This is a genomic window from Mariniradius sediminis (assembly GCF_021491425.1).
GTDB classification, from domain to species: domain Bacteria; phylum Bacteroidota; class Bacteroidia; order Cytophagales; family Cyclobacteriaceae; genus Mariniradius; species Mariniradius saccharolyticus.
In genome coordinates, this window is record NZ_JAKEVZ010000003.1 from 158,986 (window position 1) to 179,068 (window position 20,083).

21 protein-coding genes are annotated in these 20,083 nt (G+C 47.3%); 10 read left to right on the plus strand and 11 right to left on the minus strand.

The features are described 5' to 3' along the window. Positions 1-62: 62 nt before the first annotated feature. The 3 genes from L0U89_RS05200 to L0U89_RS05210 all read right to left on the minus strand — a co-directional run bounded on the left by L0U89_RS05200 (position 63) and on the right by L0U89_RS05210 (position 2,129). Positions 63-815, minus strand: coding sequence for a M15 family metallopeptidase (locus L0U89_RS05200; RefSeq protein WP_234860740.1), 753 nt, complete (start codon positions 813-815; stop codon positions 63-65). Between the two features lie 4 nt (positions 816-819). Further along, the gene (locus L0U89_RS05205) at positions 820-1,581 is read right to left on the minus strand and encodes an SDR family NAD(P)-dependent oxidoreductase (RefSeq protein ID WP_234860563.1); all 762 of its coding nucleotides are present in this window, start codon (positions 1,579-1,581) and stop codon (positions 820-822) included. A gap of 80 nt (positions 1,582-1,661) precedes the next feature. Next, a complete protein-coding gene (locus L0U89_RS05210; protein WP_008624496.1) occupies positions 1,662-2,129 on the minus strand; it encodes a MaoC family dehydratase in 468 nt (155 codons plus the stop codon). A gap of 306 nt (positions 2,130-2,435) precedes the next feature. Between L0U89_RS05210 and L0U89_RS05215 the strand changes: the two genes are divergently transcribed. The 6 genes from L0U89_RS05215 to L0U89_RS05240 all read left to right on the plus strand — a co-directional run bounded on the left by L0U89_RS05215 (position 2,436) and on the right by L0U89_RS05240 (position 8,620). Continuing rightward, entirely contained in the window at positions 2,436-4,148 is a 1,713-nt protein-coding gene (locus L0U89_RS05215; RefSeq protein ID WP_234860564.1) for a transglutaminase-like domain-containing protein, read from the plus strand. After that, a complete protein-coding gene (locus L0U89_RS05220) occupies positions 4,145-6,076 on the plus strand; it encodes a DUF3858 domain-containing protein (RefSeq protein WP_234860565.1) in 1,932 nt (643 codons plus the stop codon). The genes L0U89_RS05215 and L0U89_RS05220 overlap by 4 nt, the downstream gene beginning before the upstream one ends. A 68-nt stretch (positions 6,077-6,144) precedes the next feature. Further along, entirely contained in the window at positions 6,145-6,963 is an 819-nt protein-coding gene (locus L0U89_RS05225) for a class I SAM-dependent methyltransferase (RefSeq protein ID WP_234860566.1), read from the plus strand. A gap of 5 nt (positions 6,964-6,968) precedes the next feature. Further along, positions 6,969-7,664 (plus strand): monofunctional biosynthetic peptidoglycan transglycosylase, encoded by a 696-nt coding sequence (mtgA, locus tag L0U89_RS05230; protein ID WP_234860567.1) that lies wholly within the window; start codon positions 6,969-6,971, stop codon positions 7,662-7,664. 222 nt (positions 7,665-7,886) lie between these two features. Continuing rightward, complete coding sequence (locus L0U89_RS05235) at positions 7,887-8,114, plus strand: hypothetical protein (protein WP_234860568.1); 228 nt, start codon at positions 7,887-7,889, stop codon at positions 8,112-8,114. Between the two features lie 101 nt (positions 8,115-8,215). After that, positions 8,216-8,620 (plus strand): hypothetical protein, encoded by a 405-nt coding sequence (locus L0U89_RS05240; RefSeq protein WP_234860569.1) that lies wholly within the window; start codon positions 8,216-8,218, stop codon positions 8,618-8,620. A gap of 101 nt (positions 8,621-8,721) precedes the next feature. On the opposite strand, the gene L0U89_RS05245 is transcribed toward L0U89_RS05240, so the two are convergent. From L0U89_RS05245 to L0U89_RS05265, 5 genes are all read right to left on the minus strand, one after another. Next, complete coding sequence (locus tag L0U89_RS05245; RefSeq protein WP_234860570.1) at positions 8,722-10,248, minus strand: GH3 auxin-responsive promoter family protein; 1,527 nt, start codon at positions 10,246-10,248, stop codon at positions 8,722-8,724. Further along, positions 10,248-10,985, minus strand: coding sequence for an LPS export ABC transporter ATP-binding protein (gene lptB, locus L0U89_RS05250; RefSeq protein ID WP_008624485.1), 738 nt, complete (start codon positions 10,983-10,985; stop codon positions 10,248-10,250). Before lptB ends, L0U89_RS05245 begins: the two co-directional genes overlap by 1 nt. Before the next feature lie 3 nt (positions 10,986-10,988). Continuing rightward, positions 10,989-12,713 (minus strand): single-stranded-DNA-specific exonuclease RecJ, encoded by a 1,725-nt coding sequence (gene recJ / locus L0U89_RS05255; protein WP_234860571.1) that lies wholly within the window; start codon positions 12,711-12,713, stop codon positions 10,989-10,991. 125 nt (positions 12,714-12,838) lie between these two features. After that, a complete protein-coding gene (locus tag L0U89_RS05260) occupies positions 12,839-13,414 on the minus strand; it encodes a YceI family protein (protein WP_234860572.1) in 576 nt (191 codons plus the stop codon). A 203-nt stretch (positions 13,415-13,617) separates the two neighbouring features. Next, entirely contained in the window at positions 13,618-14,319 is a 702-nt protein-coding gene (locus tag L0U89_RS05265) for an NUDIX hydrolase (protein WP_008624476.1), read from the minus strand. 99 nt (positions 14,320-14,418) lie between these two features. Here L0U89_RS05265 and L0U89_RS05270 point away from each other — a divergent pair, with 99 nt between their 5' ends. Both L0U89_RS05270 and L0U89_RS05275 read left to right on the plus strand, forming a co-directional pair. Beyond that, positions 14,419-16,053, plus strand: a complete 1,635-nt coding sequence (locus L0U89_RS05270; RefSeq protein ID WP_234860573.1) for a carboxylesterase/lipase family protein — start codon at positions 14,419-14,421, stop codon at positions 16,051-16,053. A gap of 354 nt (positions 16,054-16,407) precedes the next feature. Beyond that, on the plus strand, positions 16,408-17,511 hold the full coding sequence (locus L0U89_RS05275) for a Gfo/Idh/MocA family protein (RefSeq protein WP_234860574.1): 1,104 nt from the start codon (positions 16,408-16,410) through the stop codon (positions 17,509-17,511). 48 nt (positions 17,512-17,559) lie between these two features. On the opposite strand, the gene L0U89_RS05280 is transcribed toward L0U89_RS05275, so the two are convergent. Further along, on the minus strand, positions 17,560-18,303 hold the full coding sequence (locus tag L0U89_RS05280; RefSeq protein ID WP_234860575.1) for a DUF4488 domain-containing protein: 744 nt from the start codon (positions 18,301-18,303) through the stop codon (positions 17,560-17,562). A 53-nt stretch (positions 18,304-18,356) separates the two neighbouring features. On the opposite strand from L0U89_RS05280, the gene L0U89_RS05285 reads away from it, so the two are divergent. Continuing rightward, complete coding sequence (locus tag L0U89_RS05285) at positions 18,357-18,686, plus strand: Rieske (2Fe-2S) protein (RefSeq protein ID WP_234860576.1); 330 nt, start codon at positions 18,357-18,359, stop codon at positions 18,684-18,686. On the opposite strand, the gene L0U89_RS05290 is transcribed toward L0U89_RS05285, so the two are convergent. Beyond that, positions 18,680-19,015, minus strand: a complete 336-nt coding sequence (locus L0U89_RS05290; RefSeq protein ID WP_008624463.1) for a tRNA-binding protein — start codon at positions 19,013-19,015, stop codon at positions 18,680-18,682. The two genes, L0U89_RS05285 and L0U89_RS05290, sit on opposite strands and share 7 nt — an antisense overlap. A gap of 75 nt (positions 19,016-19,090) precedes the next feature. Between L0U89_RS05290 and L0U89_RS05295 the strand changes: the two genes are divergently transcribed. After that, the gene (locus L0U89_RS05295) at positions 19,091-19,435 is read left to right on the plus strand and encodes a hypothetical protein (protein ID WP_234860577.1); all 345 of its coding nucleotides are present in this window, start codon (positions 19,091-19,093) and stop codon (positions 19,433-19,435) included. Between the two features lie 58 nt (positions 19,436-19,493). Here the strand turns inward: L0U89_RS05295 and L0U89_RS05300 are convergent, their stop codons facing one another. Beyond that, positions 19,494-20,033 (minus strand): RNA methyltransferase, encoded by a 540-nt coding sequence (locus L0U89_RS05300; protein WP_234860578.1) that lies wholly within the window; start codon positions 20,031-20,033, stop codon positions 19,494-19,496. Positions 20,034-20,083: the final 50 nt, after the last annotated feature.

Sequence of the window (20,083 nt, forward strand, 5' to 3'; positions counted from 1 at the left end):
TTTCATTCGGGTCACTCCAATATAATACATATTTGGAACGATTGATTCAACTAGACTTAGCGTCAACGGATAAGAGCAAACTTTTCGCCTGCTTCTTTTCGCGAAAAGGCATTGAAATGCCACCATTCCGAACCAATCCCTGTGAAGCCTCCGTGTGCCATGACTTTGCGGAGGATTTCGCGGTTTTTGATATGTTCGGCGGTGATTCTTCCTTCTTGGAGCATTTGGGCTTCCCTGTCAGGGTAGGCTGCGTAGCCAAAGAAATCAAAGGGCGTACCCATATCCAAGGCCTCGCCGGTGTCTTGCCGTGCCAAAGTCAAATCTATGGCCACGCCATAGTTGTGCAATCCGCCGATCTTTGGGTCGGCCACGTAGAGAGGCTTGATGCTGTCGGGCTTGTCCAAGCTGTCCCACATCAGCTGTTGTACCCGAAGTGGTCGCACGCCGTCATAGACAAGAAAGGTCAGCTCGGGATGCTCTTCTTTCAATTTTGAATGGGCCTTTTGGAGCATGTCCGCCACCACCGGCTGTACATAGCATCGGGTAAGCTCGCCATAGACGTCCTTCCCGAAAAAATTGTCCGTCGTGGAATACTTGAGGTCCACATATATTCCGGGAATGATTGCTGCGATATCAACCAATCCTCCATCTATGAGACTTTGCTCGAGCTCGGATACTTCGTAGACGATCTTGAACTGTTCCCCTCCGACTTCCACCAAATCATCCATGACCACACCTGTCGCGGTCTGCTCGTTCATTTTGGACTCGCAGCCGAGTAGAATCAGCACAAAGAGGATTTGCAGCAGGTTATTCATCATCTCATGATAAGTTCTTTTTGACCAAAGTAGCAGCAGCTTGTGCAGTTGGCAGGATGACAATATCAGCCAAGACCACATGTGGGGGCCTGCTCACTGCAAATGCGATGGTATCTGCTATGTCTTCCGCGGTGAGAGGCTCATAGCCCTTGTACACTGACTTGCTTCTCTCCGCATCTCCCTTGAATCTGACTAGGGAAAACTCCGTCTCGACAAGTCCAGGATGTACCCCAATCACGCGGATACCGTGAGGATTAAGATCCATGCGCATGCCTTTGGTCAGGGCGTCGACGGCGTGTTTGGAAGCACAATAGACATTGCCGTTGAGATAGACTTCTTTACCCGCTATCGATCCAATATTCACGATTGTCCCGCGGTTTCTTTGGGTCATGCCGGGAATGATCGCCTTGGATACATACAAAAGGCCCTTCACATTGATATCCATCATGGCGTCCCAATCATCGACGCTTCCCGTTTGAATCGGGTCAAAACCGTGGGCGTTGCCGGCATTGTTGATTAGGACGTCTATTTGTTTCCACTCTTCGGGTAGATTGCCCAAAATTTCGAAAACCGCTTCTTTGTCCCGTACGTCAAATTGCAAGGTCAAAAGTCGGGTTCCTTGGGGGAGTTCATCGGATAGCGCGGATAATCGGTCCTGTCGTCTTCCTGTGGCGATGATGTCGTATCCAAGTCTTGCAAGTGCGATTGCTGTGGCTTTCCCTATTCCCGAGGTAGCTCCTGTGACCAAGGCAATTTTTCTCTCCATGGTCTGAATCTAAGAAGATTTGACAGAGAAAGAAATACAAAAATTGATGGGTGGATTGGGAAGAGTGGCGAGGTGTTTTGCTAGGAATTGAAGTGGTATAGGAATACGAGTACGCCAGTAAATGCGGGTTTTTTCTGGTCTTTGATTTCCAACTTGACATTTACCTCCGCCTTTATAGTGCCCCTTAGATTTGCGAGGCTTTTGAGGTTGGCATTGAGACGGACCTCATTGTTGACCAGGACAGCTTGGGCAAATCTCAAGCTTTCGATACCATAGTTGACCATCATCTTGAGGTTGTTGACATGGATGATTTGGTCCCACAAGTATGGAACCAAGGAAAGTGTGAGGTAACCGTGGGCAATCGTATCCCCAAAAGTACCTTCGGACTTGGCGCGCGCCGGATCCGTGTGAATCCACTGATGGTCCAGGGTTGCCGTGGCAAATTGGTTGATCTGCTCTTGCGTAATCCGATGGTAATCGGAGACTCCGAGTTCCTGACCTACATATTTTTCGAAATCCTCAAAACTTCCAATAGTGATGATGCTCATGACAAAAGTCTGTTTGAAAAAATAAAGGTAAAAAATATTTTTTTTGAGGCTCACACAAATCCTTTGTTAAGCTGGGAAGCAATCTGACGCCTTAATCAAAAAAGAAAAAAATTCCCACAGGATTATTTTTTTAATTCAACTACATCGATAAATTTGGATAGTTACCCAGCCAGTATGCGTGCTATCTTTTCCCTTTGTTTTATCGCTTCATTTATTTCCGGTGTTTTTTCTCAGGCAACTGCCCAAGAAGAGGTGGCAGCCTTCTCCGAAATAACCAGGCATGATCAAATTACCCTTGGAAATGACATGTCAGTTCTTTATAGGAAGCACCACGTCTTGATCATAAAAAATGCAAATGGACTTGATCACGCCGCTTATTCATTCCATCAGAATTCCAGAAATAAGTTGCTTGCATTTGATGCCACGGTGACCGACCTCATTACAGGAAAGGTAGTCAAGAAGTTTAAATTGAAGGACCTTGGTGAGCGTTCTTTGATTAGCGACATCAGTTTGTATCAAGATGATAGGGAAAAATTCTTCGATGCGAGAAACTTCCCGATTCCCTGCAAGATTGAAATAATCGCAGAACACAGCAGCCTGGACAATTTTTTTATCAATTCTTGGGATCCACAGGAATATTGGAACCAAAAGGTCGTCAAGGCCGAGGTGGTTGCTTCCTATCCACCGAGCGTTGGATTGCGTTTTAGGGAGATGAATTTCGAAAAAGGTCCAGCCAAAGAAGTGAGCGAAGGAAGTATTCAATTGAAGTGGGTTTTTGAGCAGATGGAGCCCAAAGCACCCAATCCTGGAGAGGATTATCCGTGGGTGCAATTTGCACCGGCGCGGTTTTCACTGGATGGAATTTCCTCGGATATGCGGACCTGGGAGGGATTTGGGAAATTTTACGCCCAATTGATTGCCGGAAAAGACGAACTACCCAAGCAATTCAAAGCGGAAGTACACAAAATGGTGGAAGGGGCTACCGACGATTACGAAAAAGTCAGTAGGCTTTATTCTTATCTCCAAAAGAACTTCCGCTACTTGGTGATTTTCCTCGGTATCGACGGCTGGGAACCACGAAAGGCGGAAGATGTCTTAGAAACAAAATACGGGGAATGTAAAGGCCTTTCAACCTTGATGAAAGGTATGCTTAGGGAGGTCGGTATCAACGCACAATATGCCTTGGTGTTTGCTGACGACAAAAAGAAGCGGCCGCTTGCACCCGACTTTCCCGTACACAGTTTCAATCACGCATTCCTGCGGGTTCCAATCGGTGATGATGTGATTTGGTTGGAATGTACAAATGATTTTCTTCCAGCTGGATTTTCTGGAAATTTTACCTCAGACCGAGATGTTTTTGTGATCACCGAAGATGGGGGATTTTTGGATCGCACGCCCAAATATGCTGAGGCCAAGTTCCATCAAGTGAGAAACAACTATAGCCTCGAACTCCAGCCAAATGGCGATGCGAACTTCTCAGGTTCCAATACCTATGGAGGTTTTCCCGCTATTCCTTTTTGGGCATTGGAGCGGTATGCGGATGAGAATACAAAAAAGAGTTACCTGAATTCCCAAGCGGCGGGAAGTGGTGCAATCATCGCCAACTTCACACTGCAAAACATCGCCAGCAGGGAAGTCCCCAGCACGACAATCGATTATTCAGGGATCGTTCAGCGGTTTGCACAGCAGACTGCCAAGCGGGTGATACTGCCGACACATTGGAAGAAAATGGACGCAGATTTTTTGGGAGAAGGCAACCTTAACTGGGAAGAAAGCCTCGAAATCACGCTTTTGCCAAACCTTTCTCTCGAGTCGGGAATCGGTGAATTCAAACATCAGGACAACCTTTTTGACTATAACCTTTCTTCTCAACTTGTAGAAAACAAGCTGATCGTCAAAAGTAGTTTGTTCGTTCACAGTCCCGAGCCACTCGGGAAAGAAGACAAAGCCATATTGGTTAACAAAATCAACGACCAGTTCAAAAAAACCATCATCCTGAAAAAATCCGAAATGCCATGAGAATCAAGCCATTTCTTTCGCTGCTGCTGTTTAGCCTTTTTACAAGCATATCATTCGCCCAAAACCTCAAATTCGGAAAGTTCAGCCAAGAAGAAATCGATCTTAAGGAAGTAGACTTCGAACCCGGTGCTGATGCTGTGGTACTTGCTGAAGTGAGTTTCAACTCATTTACCGGCGGAGTCTTGGGATCGGATATACACAGAAGGGTAAAAATATTGAAAGAGTCGGGCAAAGACAATGCGAACGTAAAGCTGCAGTTTTATGCCAAAGACAAAATCGAGGATATTGTGAGACTCAATGCCCACACAGTCAATTTTGATGGTCCGAATATGTCGATTACCAAACTTGAAAAGGAGGATTTTTTTGAGGCTGATCTTGGCAATGGCTGGAAGGAAGTCCGGTTTTCGTTGAAAAACGTGCAACAAGGCTCCATCCTGGAATATTCGTACACCAAAATCTCAAAAAGTGTTAGTTTTCTGGATCCATGGATTTTTCACAATGATATCCCCACGCTGCGCTCGACCTACACAATCAGCATTCCGTCCTACTTCAACTACAGATACCTGCCACAGGGCGAAAAAACCATTGCATGCAATTTTGTAAAAGGAGACGGGCTCTATGAGTGGACTGTGACTGATCTGAACTCGGTCAAGCCAGAACCTATGATGACCAACTATGCGGATTACTTCGAAAAAATAAGCTTCCAGTTGGCCGGATACGCATTTATCAATTCTGGTTCCTACGGGGGAGAGTCGGGCTACAAAGACACCTATGGTACTTGGCAGGAGCTGACCAAGTTTATCGTGGGATTAGAAAAATTTGCTCAGTACATGAAGCCCCAAGGTTCGCAGAAAGACTATTTCGTAATTCCGATCAAACAGGACCAAGCCGAACTGGAAAAGGCAAAGGAAATTTATGCTTGGGTCCAAAAATCAATCTCTTACAACGAAAGGGACGGTAATTTCCCTTCCCAGACATTGAAGTCACTCATCGAAACAAAAAAGGGGTCCCGTCCGGATATGAACTTGATGCTGATGGCAGCATTGAAAGCCAATGGGATTACAGCCTATCCGCTGATGATCAGCAGCAAAGGAAACGGGCATTCACGCTTGGTCGACACGCCTTTCTTGGACCAGTTTGACCAATTGATCGTATTCGCAAAAGTTGACGGAAAAGACTACTACCTCGATGTGACCAATCCTGCGCGTCCATTTGGGTATCTTCCCCTGAGATTCCATGCAAACCATGGGTATATCATGCTCGAAGAAGGCAGCGGATTGATCCCACTTCAAATCACCCACCGCTCCGGCATTTCCCAAATCGTCAGCATCAAGCCAAATGCTGAAAACCGTCTTGTTTTCGAAACCAACCTCAGGTTTACAGACTATGATGCGCTGACGAGGATCAATGAAGAAAAACCTGTTGCGGATACCCTGAAGGCGGAGTTGCTCGGGAAGGAAGCTGCGCTACTTGTCAAGGATTTTACCTTTTCCCAAAAAAGTGAGCCGCGCAAACAGCTCGATACCAAGTTTGTAGTGGAAGCCGAGGCCATGGATGCCGATATGCAATTCATCAAACCCTTTACCTTTATGCGCTGGGATGAAAATCCTTTCCAATCCACGACAAGGACGTTTCCCGTGGATTTTCTTTACACGTTTAGCGACAATTATTCCGCCCAAATCCAAATCCCTGAAGGATACGAATTGGATGATTACCCCGAGGCTGTCAAGCTCACGATCCCGACTGGCAGTGCAGTCTTCACTTATGACATTACGCCCCTTTCCAACCAAGTAAATATCAACGTAACAATCGCACTGAAGTCCAGCCTCATTTACCCCGACATCTATCCGGATTTGAAATATTTCATGGAGATTCTGACCTCCAAACTCCAAGAACCTGTCGTGTTGAAGAAAGTTGCCAATCCTTGATTCTGCTGTAGCGCCGCACTTTAATTTGCCCCAAAAAACACATTTCTTTGCGGAAAATAGCACCGCTCATGAGCGAATCAACCACAACTAAGTACATCCATGGCTACCTCGACGAAGAGCAGGAAAGGCTCCGCGAGCAGGCCCTGGTCATCGAAAATCCGATTTACGATTTCATCGATTTTTCGGGGGTGAAAAAACTGCTCGAAATCGGCAGTGGTGTGGGTGCGCAAACAGAGATTTTGCTCAGACGCTTTCCGCACCTGGAGATCACAGGCGTCGAGTACGAAACAAAGCAGATCTCCAAGGCATTGGAAAATATGGCTGCCCTGGGCTACGGCCCTGACAAAGTGCATTTTGTCCAGCAAGATGCCCGACACTTGCAGCTTTCGGAAAGCTATGACGGGGCTTTCCTCTGCTGGGTGCTGGAGCATATCCCCAATCCAATCGAAGTACTGCACAGCATGAAACCCTTCCTGAAGCCCGGCGCCATGGTGTCAATTACGGAGGTCTTCAACAAGACTTTCTATACCTATCCCTATCGTGCCGAGGTCATGGATTATTGGGAGACCTACAACCAATACCAGGTCGAAATCGGCGGAGATCCACAAGTTGGTGCCCGCTTGGGAGAAATGCTGCGCGAGGCGGGTTATTACCACATCAGCCTGCGCTCAGGTGGTTTCCATTTGGACGGAAGGGAACTTGAGGAAAAAAAGACGGTTTTCGAGTATTGGAAAAACCTCATGAGTAGCGGTGCACCGCTCTTGGTACAGGAAGGAAAAGTGACCGAGTCCCAGGTGAAAGCCATGCAAACGGCCATAGATGAGCTGAGGGAAATGGCAGATTCGGTTTTTTATTATAGATTTATCCAAGCCACCGCCTTTGCCTGATATCCATGAAGCTGATCCGCCGATTTTTCAGATTGATCTTCAAAATCATCCTTTGGTTCTTTATCCTGAGTATCGGGTTTACGATACTTTATCGCTTTGTGCCTGTGCCCATTACGCCGCTGATGGTGATACGGCTCTGGGAACAGGCTTGGGACGAGAAAAAGGATATACGCCTGACGAAGGATTGGGTGTCGATGTCCAAGATTTCAAGACACATGCCCCAAGCCGTCGTGGCTGCCGAGGACCAGAAGTTTTTGGACCATTGGGGATTTGATATGGAAGCGATGGAAAAGGCCTGGCAAGGGAACAAAAGAGGCAAACGGATCAAAGGCGCGAGTACCATCACCCAACAGACTGCTAAAAACGTCTTTCTGTGGCCCGATAGGAATTTTGTGAGAAAAGGATTGGAGGCCTACTTTACACTACTGATTGAACTGCTATGGTCCAAGGAGCGGATCATGGAAGTATACCTCAATGTGATCGAAATGGGTGATGGCATCTATGGCATCGAAGCCGCCGCCCAGACCTATTTCAAAAAACCCGCTGCCAAGCTCAACCGCAGCGAAGCGGCCGTCATCGCCGCCGTCCTACCCAATCCCCGCCGCTGGAATCCATCCCGACCGACCGGCTATATCCGTGGTCGCCAATCCTGGATCATGCGCCAAATGAACAACCTCGCACCGGTAGGGATGGGGAATTGATGGGGAGATTTTTCTCGGATGAATGTAAATGGATTGTTGGTTTCCGGATTTTTCAGGCTGCTGCTGACTGTGATTTTTTCATCGATTGAACAAAATCTATTATCTTAGGAGATAGTGGGGAGGCGAGGTAAAACTTCGCTTAGCCGACAGAATTCAGAGTTAAAGGCGAAGTGATTTTTCGGGTATATTCAGGTTAGCGGCAGGCAATAGACAGAAACCTCGATGATCAATATCACAGACATAAATGAGAGAATTAAAACTGACTTTGGCGACAAAGCCTCTGTTGCTTTTGAAATTTTTAAAGATGCGATAGTAAAGACTGACTATCTAAATCATCCAAGAATAATTCGCTGCATAATATTTTTAGCGGACAAAAATATTGAAAAACTAAAATCACATATCCAAACTGCAATAAATGACCCACGTGATGTAATGTTTTGGGCAGAGTAGACGAATGGCGACTTCGAACAAAATCCTAAAAGAGTTCGAGACTTTAATAGAGCTTTTGACCAGTCCGAAATAAATGTGAAAGAATAATTCGAATAAAAGTTATGATCAATAGTGCAGACGAATTTGTCCAACTTAGACAAAGTGAAGATATTAATGAGCAAAGAAGGGCTTCAAACGACTCTGCGGACATTGGTGTTTGGCATGAGATTATTCAAAGATTTCCAGACTTTAAGCTTTGGGTTGTTCACAACAAAACAATTCCAATTGAAATTCTTACGCTATTAGCTAAGGACAAAGACCCAAAAATTAGAATTGAAGTAGCGCGTAAACGAAAAATAAGTGACGAAATATTTTCTTTTCTATCGGAAGACGAAGATGAAAATATTCGTTATTCGTTAATGTGTAATTCGAAATTATCACTTGACAAAAAACAAACTATTAAAGTGGACGACTCAACTTGGTTGACAGCAAAACTTGAAGAAATGATTAAAAACGCCGGCAGCTAACGGCACATTTGCAATATGCGGGGTTTCGTACTCCGCATGCAGTTTAGTTGTATTTGAAAGTTTTGTGCCCTGCATAATCAGAAGTGGTGAAATCCCTTTTATCATCCGACCCCCATCATCCCCAAAACCTCCTCAATATACTCCCGGTTGTTGGAAAGGCGGGGAACCTTGTTTTGGCCACCGAGTTTGCCTTTGGACTTGAGCCATTTTTCGAATAAGCCCTCTTCGGCAAAGTGGATTTTGGGCGCGACCAAGGCCAAGTCCTTGTACCGCTTGGCATCATAGTCCGAGTTGACAGCTCGGAGTGTATCGTCAAGTATCGTTGAAAAAACAGCTCTGTCCGATGGCATCCTGCCAAACTCTATCACCCATTCGTGGGCGGCCTTGCTTTTGGAATCTCCGAAATAGACGGGTGCTGCCGTGAAGTTGAGGATAATCGCCCCGGTGGATTCGGCGGCTTTTTGGATCGCCTGCTCGGCATTTTCGACAATGACTTCCTCGCCAAATGCATTGATGAAATGCTTGGTCCGGCCCGAAATCCTGAACCGGTAAGGGCTGGTATGGGTGAATTTGACCGTATCACCGATCTTGTACCGCCAAAGTCCGCCGTTGGTACTGATGACCATGGCGTAGTTTTTCCCGATCTCCACATCTCCGAGCGTGATTACCTTCGGGTTTTCCTTTTCCCATTCTTCCATGGGAATGAATTCGTAGAAAATCCCATAATCCAACATCAGCAGCAGTTCGTCGGAATCCTTTTGGTCTTGGATGCCGAAGAATCCCTCGGAGGCGTTGTAGGTCTCGACATAGTGCATTTTGGGCGAGGGAATCAGCTCCGCAAAGAGATTCCTGTAAGGCCCAAAGGCCACGGCACCGTGAAAAAACACTTCCAGGTTGGGCCAGACTTCGAGGATGTTTTTCGCCTTTTTGACTTCCAAAATCCGCCTGATCAAAACCACCGTCCAAGTAGGCACGCCGGAGATGCTGACGACATTTTCGTCCATGACCTCGTAGGCCATGCGCTCGATTTTGGACTCCCATTCGCTCATAAGTGCCACGTCCAGACTTGGTGTCCGCGCAAACTGTGCCCACAGAGGCAAATTGTGCATGATAACCGCAGAGATATCCCCGACTTGGCTGTCGTTTTCGGCATCCAGGGGATTATTGGCAAGGCTGCCGCCAATGCTGAGGCTTTTTCCCGTGAAGAGTTTGGTGTCGGGATAGTTGTTGACATAGAGCGAGAGCATGTCCTTTCCGCCCTTGAAATGGCAATCTTCCAGTGATTCCTGGGAGACGGGAATGTACTTGGAGCGGCTGCCCGTCGTACCCGAGGATTTCGAAAACCAATAGATATCCGTGGGCCATAGTACATTTTGCTCGCCCCGCATGGTCTTTTCGATGTAGGGTTTGATCTGCTCGTAGTCGTGGATGGGTACTTGGGATGCGAAATCCCTGTGATTTTTGATGTCGGAAAAATGGAACTTTCTCCCAATTTCGGTGCGCTTGGCCTTTTCGATCAAGTCTTCGAAAACCTGCGTCTGCACGGCGATCGGATGGTGCATGAAATTCTCGATCTGACCAATGCGGTTCTTGAAGACCCAGGTCATAAAAGTGTTGATCACTTCCATCAGGTGAAGACTTTTCTTTTGAGTTCAAAATGTTGGCCAAGGTAGACCCTGCGTACCTGTTCGTCGGCTGCGAGTTCCTCTGCCGTCCCGGCTTTCAGCAGTTTTCCTTCAAACATCAGGTACGCCCGGTCGGTAATCGACAGCGTTTCGTTGACGTTGTGGTCGGTGATGAGGATGCCGATGTTTTTGGTCTTGAGCTTGGCGACGATGGTTTGGATTTCCTCGACCGCAATCGGGTCCACGCCAGCAAAAGGTTCGTCCAGCAATACGAACTTGGGGTCTACGGCCAAAGCACGCGCGATTTCGGTCCTACGGCGCTCGCCTCCGGATAGCACCATGCCGAGGTTTTTGCGCACATGCGTGAGGCTGAATTCCTCCAACAGGGTCTCTACCTTTTCCTTGCGCTCGGCTTTGGTTTTGTTGGTCATTTCCAGCACGGCGAGGATGTTTTCCTCTACGGACAATTTTCTAAATACAGATGCTTCCTGCGCCAGATAGCCGATTCCCAGCTTGGCACGCTTGTACATCGGGAGCTTGGTGATGTCTTGGTCTTCCAGGTGGATGACGCCTTCGTCGGGTTTGATGAGTCCCACGATCATGTAAAATGAAGTCGTCTTTCCTGCTCCGTTTGGTCCCAAGAGACCGACGATTTCGCCTTGTTCCACCTCAATGGACAGGTTGTTGACGACTTTTCTTCCTTTGTAAATCTTGATCAGGTGATCTGCCCGTAGCTTCATGCACTAGTCAAATTTGATGTCTTTCACGTATAGTTGGAGGGAACTTGTATTCCTGAAGGTATTTTCCCGGATTTCAAAGGCAAGGTCAAATCGCATTTTCCGGTTGAGCATCTTGATGATGATTTCGTCGGGGTAGATGCTTTGGTCAGCCATGCCAAAGGCGATACAGACAGGTTTGGTTTGCTGCCCATCCTGCACGACGTTGAATCGGAGGTGTTTTTCTTTGAGAATTTTCACGTCTTCGGCATAGACCTGTTTGACACAAAAGATCGGCTCCGGGTTGCCGGGACCGAAGGGTGCCATTTGCTTCAGGATATTGTAGAATTTGTAATTGATCTGGTCGAGGAGGATTTCGTCGTCGATTTCGAGGACGGGCATGCGGTGGATTTCATCGATCCGCGCGCTGACGACTTCCTCAAACTTCGCCTGGAAAGCAGGCACCTTGTCCACCGACAAGGTGAGGCCCGCTGCGTACTTGTGTCCGCCAAACTGCTCCAGTAGATCACTGCATTCGCTGATGGCCTCGTAGATGTCGAAATCAAACACCGATCTCGCGCTCCCTGTAGCCTTGCTGTTGGACTCGGTGAGTATGATCGTCGGGCGGTAAAATTTCTCGATACAGCGGGAGGCCACGATTCCGATCACGCCTTTGTGCCAATCTTCCTTAAAAAGCACGGTGGTTTTCCGTTGGTATACTTCCTCCATGCTTTGGATCATGGAGAGGGCTTCTTTCGTGATATTCTCGTCAAAATTTTTCCTTGCCGCATTCACCGTGTCCACAAGCTCTGCACGCTCAAGCGCGTCTTCAAGATCTTGGGAAATGAGCAATTCGACCGAGGCTTTGGCATGCTCGAGCCTGCCAGAGGCATTGATCCTTGGGCCAATTTTGAACACGATGTCGGATATCCCGATGTCCTTTTCGATTTTGCTGCGCAAGATCAGGGCCTTGATTCCAGGTCTCGGGTTGTTATTGATCCGCTCAATGCCGTAGAAGGTGAAAATCCTGTTTTCGCCCGTGATCGGCACTATATCCGCGGCAATACTCACGGCAAGCAAATCCAGGTAAGCCATCACACGGGCCGGATCTTCCTTTCGATAAGCGGACAGTGCTTCCAAGAGCTTGAATCCCACGCCGCAGCCACTCAGCTCTTTGTAAGGGTATCCACAGTCCTGCCGCTTCGGATCCAAAATCGCGACAGCAGGCGGGAGGATATCGCCAGGCGTGTGGTGGTCGCAGATGATGAAGTCTACGCCGAGGTCTTTGGCGAGCTGGACTTTTTCGATGGCCTTGATGCCGCAGTCCAGCGAAATGACCAAGTTGAAGCCGTTTTCCGCCGCCCAGCGGACACCACGCTCGGAGATGCCATAGCCTTCCTTGTAGCGGTCGGGAATGTAAAAATCAACTTTGTCGTAAAACCGGCGCAGGTAATCGTACACCATGGCCACGGAAGTCGTCCCGTCCACGTCATAGTCCCCATAGACGAGGATTTTTTCATCGTTTTGGATGGCGTAGTGGAGGCGATGGACGGCCTTGTCCATGTCCTTCATCAGGAAGGGGTCATGGAGCTTATCCAAATCCGGACGGAAAAAATCCTTCGCCTTCTGGAAGCTATCCACGGCCCGATTGACCAGCATATTGGCCAAGATCGGATTGACGTTGATCTCTTTTCCAAGGGATTCGACGGCTTTGGCGTTTGCTTTTTCGCGAATGATCCATTTGTACTCCATGGGGCTAAATTACTAAAACCGCTCGTCTATCCCTGCCTATGGATTCTAATTATTGCAAATGTTTGTTAAACAAAAAAACCCAACGCTTTTGGCGCTGGGTCTCAATAGTCGGATAGTTTGGTTTCTTAGCTGTTGGCAACCAACTTCACGTCCAAGCTGACTTCATCATAGATGAGCTTGTCGGCGAGGTTTTCGAAGTAGCTTCCAGAGCGGTATTTAATGTCGAATTTTGTCCTGTCAAAGGTGATTTTTGCAGTCGCGGTGATCTTGCCGCCCACGACCTCAACCTTGGCAGGGAATGTCACGGGATTTGTGATGCCTTTGATGGTCAGGTCTCCGGTGATTTGGTAGTCTTTGCCGTTGCTGGATTTCGCTTCTTTGATCTTGAAGCTGGATTTGTTGAATTTTTCTACAGAAAAGAAATCATCAGATTTCAAGTGGTCTGTCAGTCTCTTGTTGGAGTTGGCATCGGTGATGTCTTCGACTGTGATGCTGGTCATGTCCATTTCGAAGGAACCGCCGGTGATCTTACCGTTGGCATAGTCCATCTTGGCATCGGAAAGCTTCACTTTGCCATAGTGCTCGCCGGTGACTTTGGCGGCCTTCCAGGTAATCGTACTTTCAGTGGTACTGACGGTGACAGGAGCTGTGGCTTCAGTAAACATCCAAGAAATGAGGACGAGGGAGAGGGAAATCAGCATTTTCATAGTAATTGAATTAGTTTAGATGAATATGTTTGGTTTTATAAACGCGGGTTAGACTTCACTTATCCGATAGGGTTTAATGTGTTTGGGATTATTTTTTTCGTAGTGAAAAAACCATGCCAACAAAGGCTAAACGCTGCAGCGCCGCTACATGTTTGGTCAAAAAGCTGCCTAATGGAAAAATTAACGAGAAGTGTTTCCTATTGCTTGAAGCTGTATAGGTAGGGTGCCTTGTGGTTTTTGCCGCTAAAGCGTTTTTCGTGGCGTTCGAGAATCTCCATGCTGAGCATTTTCCTTTGGAAACTTGTCCTACGGAGTTTTTCGCCCAAAATCGCCTCATAGACCGCCTGCAGCTCGTTCATGGTGAATTTTTCGGGCAAAAGATTTCCCCCGATCAGTTTTCTATCCAAGTTGAAGCGCAGGGTTTGAAGTGCTTTTTCCACGATTTGCCGATGGTCCAAAATCAATTCGGGCAGTGCATTGACATCGTACCAAGCCATCGAATCGGATAGGGAATCAGGATTCAAAGTTACCTTTTCGTAGTCTATCAATGCATAATAGGCCACCGTCACGAACCTGTCCAAAAGCCAATAGTCCTCAGGTAGGGTATAGCCATTGGCTTCCAAAATCGTCTTCATCACGGCCGGTTGGAATCGGGCCACACTCCCAAACGTATGGAATTGCTCGAGGTAAATCTCGGCTATTCCTGTCCTTTCCCGAAGGCCACGCAGGACGGCATCGTCGAGGTTTTCGTCCCGAAGGACAAATCCTCCCGGCAGCGCAAACCAACCGGTAGCATGGTATTCCATAAGCAGGATTTTCAATTTTCCTTTGGAAAAACCAAACACTACGGAATCGTAGGCAATGTGGGACAAATAGGAATTGGCTTCGGGAAGGGGCATGAAAAGCAAGGCGATTTGATAGCAAATAAATAGGATTTTTGTTTGAAAACAATTTATATTGTCTCACAGTGTAACAATAGACTCAAATCTAGCCCATTCATGAAAAAAATGTTTGTAACCAGCCTTTTGGTCTTTGGCCTCGCGAGCATCGCGTGGGCACAAGGAAGGGATGGATTTCCTGTCCAAATTACAACAAATAATGGTGTAGTGGAAGGCAATCTGGATACCCGTACCGGCGTTCAAAAGTATTTTGGAATTCCTTTTGCGAAGCCGCCAATAGGGGAACTCCGATGGAAAGCGCCGCAGCCGATGGATAACTGGACTGGCGTATTGGTGACCAAGGATTTTGGGCCGAGACCGGTACAGAAGCTTATCTGGGGCGATATGAACTCCCGGTCCAACGGCGTCAACGAGGATTGTTTGTACCTGAATGTGTGGACGCCGGCAAGTCGGAATACAAAGGATTTGCCTGTGTTGGTCTACTTCTTTGGCGGCGGATTCGTGGCGGGAGATGCTTCCGAACCGCGCTATGATGGAGAAAATATGGCCAAAAAAGGCGTTGTCGTGGTTACGGTCAACTATCGCCTGAACATCTTCGGCTTCCTGGCCCATCCCGAGCTGAGCGCAGAATCCACTTACAAAGCATCCGGCAACTATGGCCTTTTGGACCAATCCTTGGGTTTGAAGTGGGTTTATGACAACATCGCGGCATTTGGCGGTGATCCGAAGAAGATCACAATTGCTGGTGAATCCGCCGGCTCGATATCGGTAAGCTATCAGATGGCATCACCGCTTTCCCGAAATATGATCGCAGGCGCCATTGGTGAAAGTGGTTCAGGTGTTTCGGCATTGGCACCGGTTCCGCTGGCGGAAGCAGAAAAGATCGGTGAGGAGTTTTTTAAGAAATTTGGAGTAAAAAACATTGCCGAGGCCCGAAAGCTCAGCACCCGCGAGATCTACGAAATGTACAACGAGTCTGGGAGGTTTGGATTCCCGGTGGTTTTGGATGGCTACCTATTACCCAAGTCCTTGGTGGAGATATTCAATGCCCGCGAGCAGGCCCAAGTTCCCCTTTTGCTAGGCTGGAATACCCAAGAGAACCCGGGAGCGGCATTTATGCAGGGACTGCCCAATACCAAGGAGAATTTTATCACCAAGGTCAAGCAGGCCTATCCAAAGGACTTCGAAGAGGTATTGAAATTGTATCCCCACGACACGGAAGAGCAAGTTGCCTATTCTGCCATGGCTTTGGCGGGAGACAGGTTCATTTCCTACAGTACTTGGAAGTGGTTTGATCTGCATTTGAGAAATTCCAATCAGCCGGTCTACCGATACTTGTATGCCAAAATCCGTCCGCCATTGGTCGACGAAAGCATGGAGGCCGGGCTCGCAGGCGGTACTTCCAAGCGGCCTTCCAATGCCCCTCCCAGACCAAAAGACCTTGGCGCACCCCACGCCGCAGAGATAGAATATGCCATGGGCAACTTGGAGCGAATCAAGGAATTTGCTTGGACGGCGGATGATTACAAGACCTCGGATACGATGTTTGAGAACTTCACGAATTTTGTCAAAACCGGAAATCCGAATGGACCGAATCTTCCCGAATGGCCCAAAGCAACTGCCAGCGATCCGAATCCGCCGGTGATGCTCATCGATACAGAATCGAAGTCCGTCAAAGCATTGGACGATGTGCGGTACAAGTTTCACGACCGGTTTTTCGGGAACGACAAATAGTTGTTGGTGGGAAAAACAGAGGGGCTTCTGCCCCTTTTTTTGTGAGCTTTTACTGAATAATCCGACCAATTAATAGAAATTACGATGGCCGGCCGACTCAATTTTCAAACCTGGAAGAAGGTATGCTATGAAGAGGATCTATAATTCTGGGATTTGTTCACGTTCAGAAGAAAGTTTTTTCTTCTCGGTGGGAAAAACCAAGACATTACTTTTTGTTTGTCTCCCGTTAAGGGGAAACGGTTTTTTGATGGGCCAACCTTACCAATGCTCTAATTTCAGTTGAAGCCTAACGCAAAATATCCTACCTTAAAGCCTTGACAGTCAATCACACCTTTTTCTTAAACCTACTTAGCCATGAAAAACATTTCAAGAAGGGATACCATCAAATCCCTCACGCTCGGTGCAGGCATTAGCCTATTGTCACCACTTTCCATTTTATTGTGCAGCAATGCTCCAAAAAAGGAGAAACTGGGGGTTGCGCTCGTCGGCTTGGGGTACTATTCGACAGATCTATTGGCGCCGGCATTGCAGCAAACCCAACATTGCTATTTGGCTGGGATCGTCACTGGGACTCCTGCCAAGGCCGAGGCATGGAAAGCCAAATACAAGATTCCAGACAAGAATATCTACAACTACGAGACCTTTGACAAGATTGCTGATAACCCGGATATCGATGTGATTTATGTGGTTTTGCCTCCATCCATGCACAAGGAGTATGTCATCCGCGCAGCCAAAGCCAAGAAGCATGTCTGGTGCGAAAAACCCATGGCGGTCACCGTGGCCGAATGCCAAGCCATGATCGATGCCTGTAAGGCCAACAAGGTGACATTATCTATCGGCTATCGCTGTCAGCATGAACCAAACACCCTTGCCTATCAAAAGATCGTAAAGGACGGCTCCTTGGGCAAGGTGCTTTCGGTGGATTGCGCGGCAGGTTATCGTGAAGGAAGGACCGACCATTGGAAACAAAAAAAGGAAATGGGCGGCGGTGTGATCTATGACATGGGCGTCTATTCCATTCAGGGCGCACGTCTTGGTTCCAACTTGGAGCCTATTGCAGTCAAATCAGCGAAAGTTTGGGCGGAGCGTCCCGAAATCTACAAAAATGGCTTGGGCGAAGTGGTCGAAGCTGAACTCGAATTCCCGGGAGGCGTACACGGCAAAGTCAAGACATCCTTTTTTGAAAACATCAATCACCTCAAGATCAGCTGCGAGAAGGGGATGATAGAAATGTCTCCGTTCCAAGGCTATGCCGGTAATAAGGGCAAAAGCCCGCTCGGCGAAATTAATTTTCCCTATCAGGTACCATGGCAGCAAGCCAATCAAATGGATATGGATAGCCTCGCGATCATGGCTGGGAAACCAATGCCTGTGCCGGGAGAAGAGGGATTGAGGGATATTAGGATCGTGGAAGCGATATTGGAATCCGCAGCTGCAGGAAAAAGGGTGGTCATTTGAGATGACCACCCTTTTTCGCCGTTTTTTTGCCGCGTTTGAATTGCTGCCTTATTTGATGGGTTTGTAGGCGATGTTGTATTTGGACCAGATTTCATAGATGGGGTTGCCTGTGGAGCTGAGCCCACTGTGGTGCCATTCGCCGTCGATTACTTGAAAATCGAAAGACAACTTGGCGCCAACCCTGCTATCATCCCGAGAGAAAAATTCGATGCTCTCGGTGTATTTACCGTTTTCTGCGGTGTAGGTTCCCCCTCCAGTGCCCATGAACTCCTTGGTCTCTGAGTTGAATGCGACCCATTGGAATCGGCCGCCACTGAGGATTTTGATGGTTCGTCTCGCACCTGGAGTGCTTCGCCTGATTTCGTTTTCCTGCTTTCTGCCTGTGATCACCCAATTTGCGGTCAGCGCATCCTTTCTATCACCCACCCGTTCCCAGGTTTCTTCCATTTTATTTGTGCCTTCGTTGAGGGTAATCGTCATCTTATTGCCCTTGATATCCAACGCGAATTTGGTGGTTTTGCCGACCCACTCTGGATTTGGGGTATAAAAATCAAGGATCTCGTGATAGGCTTTCCCCTCCAGTGAATAATTGCCGCCACCTGCACTGATAAACTTATTAGTTCCTACTTCCTTTGCCCCAAATGCAAAGTAGCCGTCTTGGTAGATTTTGATGTATTCCTTATCGGTTACAGCCTTGCCGTTTTGCTGGGTGAGTTTCCAGGCTCCGTCGATTTGTTGGCCTTGCACAAAAAAGGCAAGGAGTAAAAGAGGTAAAAGAAGGTATCCTTTCATGGTCTGATTATATTTGGTTTATCGAATTCCAAATTATCAATAATGCCCGTGGAATGAAAACATTTATCCTTGGACACTCTAAAGAAGAGGTTTTGCGGTTGGTTCCGGAAAATTCGATCAGACTCGTTCAGTTAGGAGAAGAGAAAATCTGCCTGACAAGGAAAGGAGAGACTGTGTACGGATTTGAAGCTTTTTGTCCACACCGACGCGTTTCCTTGGCCCAAGGCTTCGTTACGCCCTTCAGGGAAGTGGTCTGTCCGCTGCATCAATATAGGTTCGATATCAAGACAGGCTCGGTCAGGTTAGGAGATTGTCGGGATTTGCAGGTTTTTTCTACTGAACTGACTGATGTAGGCCTTAAGATTCTTCTACCAGATCAGTGAAGTCTTGCCCCGTTAGGTACGGCTTGGTCGACTGAAGCGAGTACAATCTTGCCTTCGGAGTCGGAAAACCCAGTCACCAAGACTTCCGAGATAAAATCAGCGATTTGCTTTGGAGGAAAATTGCAAACGCACATGACCTGCTTGCCAATAAGGGATTCCAGCGTGTAGTGATCCGTGATTTGGGCGGAAGATTTCTTCACGCCAAGTTCACCCAAATCCACCCAAATTTTATAGGCAGGCTTCCTCGCTTTTTCAAAATTTTCTGCTCGGATAATCGTCCCGATCTTAAGCTCAATTCTTAGAAAATCAGTGTAGTCAATCGTTTGCATAGAATTTTTATTTTCTTAAATTTGGAAACTTTTCGAAAGAAAAGCTGTTCAATCTACTCAAACCTCCAACATATAATGTTTCAAACAGCCAACTATTTGCTGGAAAGTTGCAGGACGTTCAGTCTGACAATGTTTTTCTGTCTGTTATTTGGTTTCGCGGCTTTCGCTCAAGGAGAGAAAGATCGGATTATGCCAGACGGACCCAAGAACGTGGAATCTGTACAGCAGTTTGACAGCCCGGATGGGTCAATTGATGGTGTGAACAAGACAAGCGCCACAGCAAAGACGCCTGGGGTTCCCATTAAAAAAGAAAACCCAATTTTTAAACAAGGGGGGGAGAAAGACGCCAAGAAAGAGGAAATCTCCACTTTGTCCTTCAATCTTTTCCTGTACATTGTGGACAAATTCAAAGAAGATTAATGCAAATACCAATTACATATATGAAAAAAGAGGCTGCGTGGCCTCTTTTTTTTTGTGCTTAATTCTTCAAAACAGACATTTTGGATACAAAATCCCAAACTGCAATTCCCGCGCTTACTGCGATGTTAAGCGAATGCTTTGTGCCCAATTGAGGGATTTCGATCACGTAGTCCGAGGCCTTCAGTACATCCTGTTCCACGCCAAATACCTCGTTTCCAAACACCAACGCATATTTCTTTCCATTTTCTGGCGTAAACTCATGCAGCATCTTGCTTTTGTCAGCTTGCTCAAAGGCACAAATGATAAAACCTTGGGTTTTGAGTCTTTCCACTGCGTCCAAAGTATTAGGGACGTGTTCCCAATCGACGGATTCGGTCGCACCAAGAGCTGTCTTCTGGATTTCTTTGTGGGGAGGCGTACCGGTGATTCCACACAGGTAAATCTTCTCGACCAAGAAGGCATCTGCCGTTCGAAAAACAGACCCGACATTGTTGAGGCTTCTGACATTGTCAAGCACAATTGTGAGCGGGGATTTGGATTCTTTTTTGAATTCTTCTACGGACAGCCTATCCAATTCCTCCATGCTTAATTTTCTCATACGGCTTTGTTTCCCTTTTGATATATTTTAATTTCGGCGCCTAGGGGAAA

Coding starts and splice junctions, on each gene's coding strand:
- L0U89_RS05240 (WP_234860569.1), top strand. CDS start 8,216: ATGATCAATAGTGCAGACGAATTTGTCCAACTTAGACAAAGTGAAGAT.
- L0U89_RS05245 (WP_234860570.1), bottom strand. CDS start 10,248: ATGGAAGTGATCAACACTTTTATGACCTGGGTCTTCAAGAACCGCATT.
- L0U89_RS05220 (WP_234860565.1), top strand. CDS start 4,145: ATGAGAATCAAGCCATTTCTTTCGCTGCTGCTGTTTAGCCTTTTTACA.
- L0U89_RS05205 (WP_234860563.1), bottom strand. CDS start 1,581: ATGGAGAGAAAAATTGCCTTGGTCACAGGAGCTACCTCGGGAATAGGG.
- L0U89_RS05295 (WP_234860577.1), top strand. CDS start 19,091: ATGTTTCAAACAGCCAACTATTTGCTGGAAAGTTGCAGGACGTTCAGT.
- L0U89_RS05280 (WP_234860575.1), bottom strand. CDS start 18,303: ATGAAAGGATACCTTCTTTTACCTCTTTTACTCCTTGCCTTTTTTGTG.
- L0U89_RS05200 (WP_234860740.1), bottom strand. CDS start 815: ATGAATAACCTGCTGCAAATCCTCTTTGTGCTGATTCTACTCGGCTGC.
- recJ (WP_234860571.1), bottom strand. CDS start 12,713: ATGGAGTACAAATGGATCATTCGCGAAAAAGCAAACGCCAAAGCCGTC.
- L0U89_RS05265 (WP_008624476.1), bottom strand. CDS start 14,319: ATGCCCCTTCCCGAAGCCAATTCCTATTTGTCCCACATTGCCTACGAT.
- lptB (WP_008624485.1), bottom strand. CDS start 10,985: ATGAAGCTACGGGCAGATCACCTGATCAAGATTTACAAAGGAAGAAAA.
- L0U89_RS05300 (WP_234860578.1), bottom strand. CDS start 20,033: ATGAGAAAATTAAGCATGGAGGAATTGGATAGGCTGTCCGTAGAAGAA.
- L0U89_RS05210 (WP_008624496.1), bottom strand. CDS start 2,129: ATGAGCATCATCACTATTGGAAGTTTTGAGGATTTCGAAAAATATGTA.
- L0U89_RS05275 (WP_234860574.1), top strand. CDS start 16,408: ATGAAAAACATTTCAAGAAGGGATACCATCAAATCCCTCACGCTCGGT.
- L0U89_RS05270 (WP_234860573.1), top strand. CDS start 14,419: ATGAAAAAAATGTTTGTAACCAGCCTTTTGGTCTTTGGCCTCGCGAGC.
- L0U89_RS05285 (WP_234860576.1), top strand. CDS start 18,357: ATGAAAACATTTATCCTTGGACACTCTAAAGAAGAGGTTTTGCGGTTG.
- mtgA (WP_234860567.1), top strand. CDS start 6,969: ATGAAGCTGATCCGCCGATTTTTCAGATTGATCTTCAAAATCATCCTT.
- L0U89_RS05235 (WP_234860568.1), top strand. CDS start 7,887: ATGATCAATATCACAGACATAAATGAGAGAATTAAAACTGACTTTGGC.
- L0U89_RS05260 (WP_234860572.1), bottom strand. CDS start 13,414: ATGCTGATTTCCCTCTCCCTCGTCCTCATTTCTTGGATGTTTACTGAA.
- L0U89_RS05225 (WP_234860566.1), top strand. CDS start 6,145: ATGAGCGAATCAACCACAACTAAGTACATCCATGGCTACCTCGACGAA.
- L0U89_RS05215 (WP_234860564.1), top strand. CDS start 2,436: ATGTCAGTTCTTTATAGGAAGCACCACGTCTTGATCATAAAAAATGCA.
- L0U89_RS05290 (WP_008624463.1), bottom strand. CDS start 19,015: ATGCAAACGATTGACTACACTGATTTTCTAAGAATTGAGCTTAAGATC.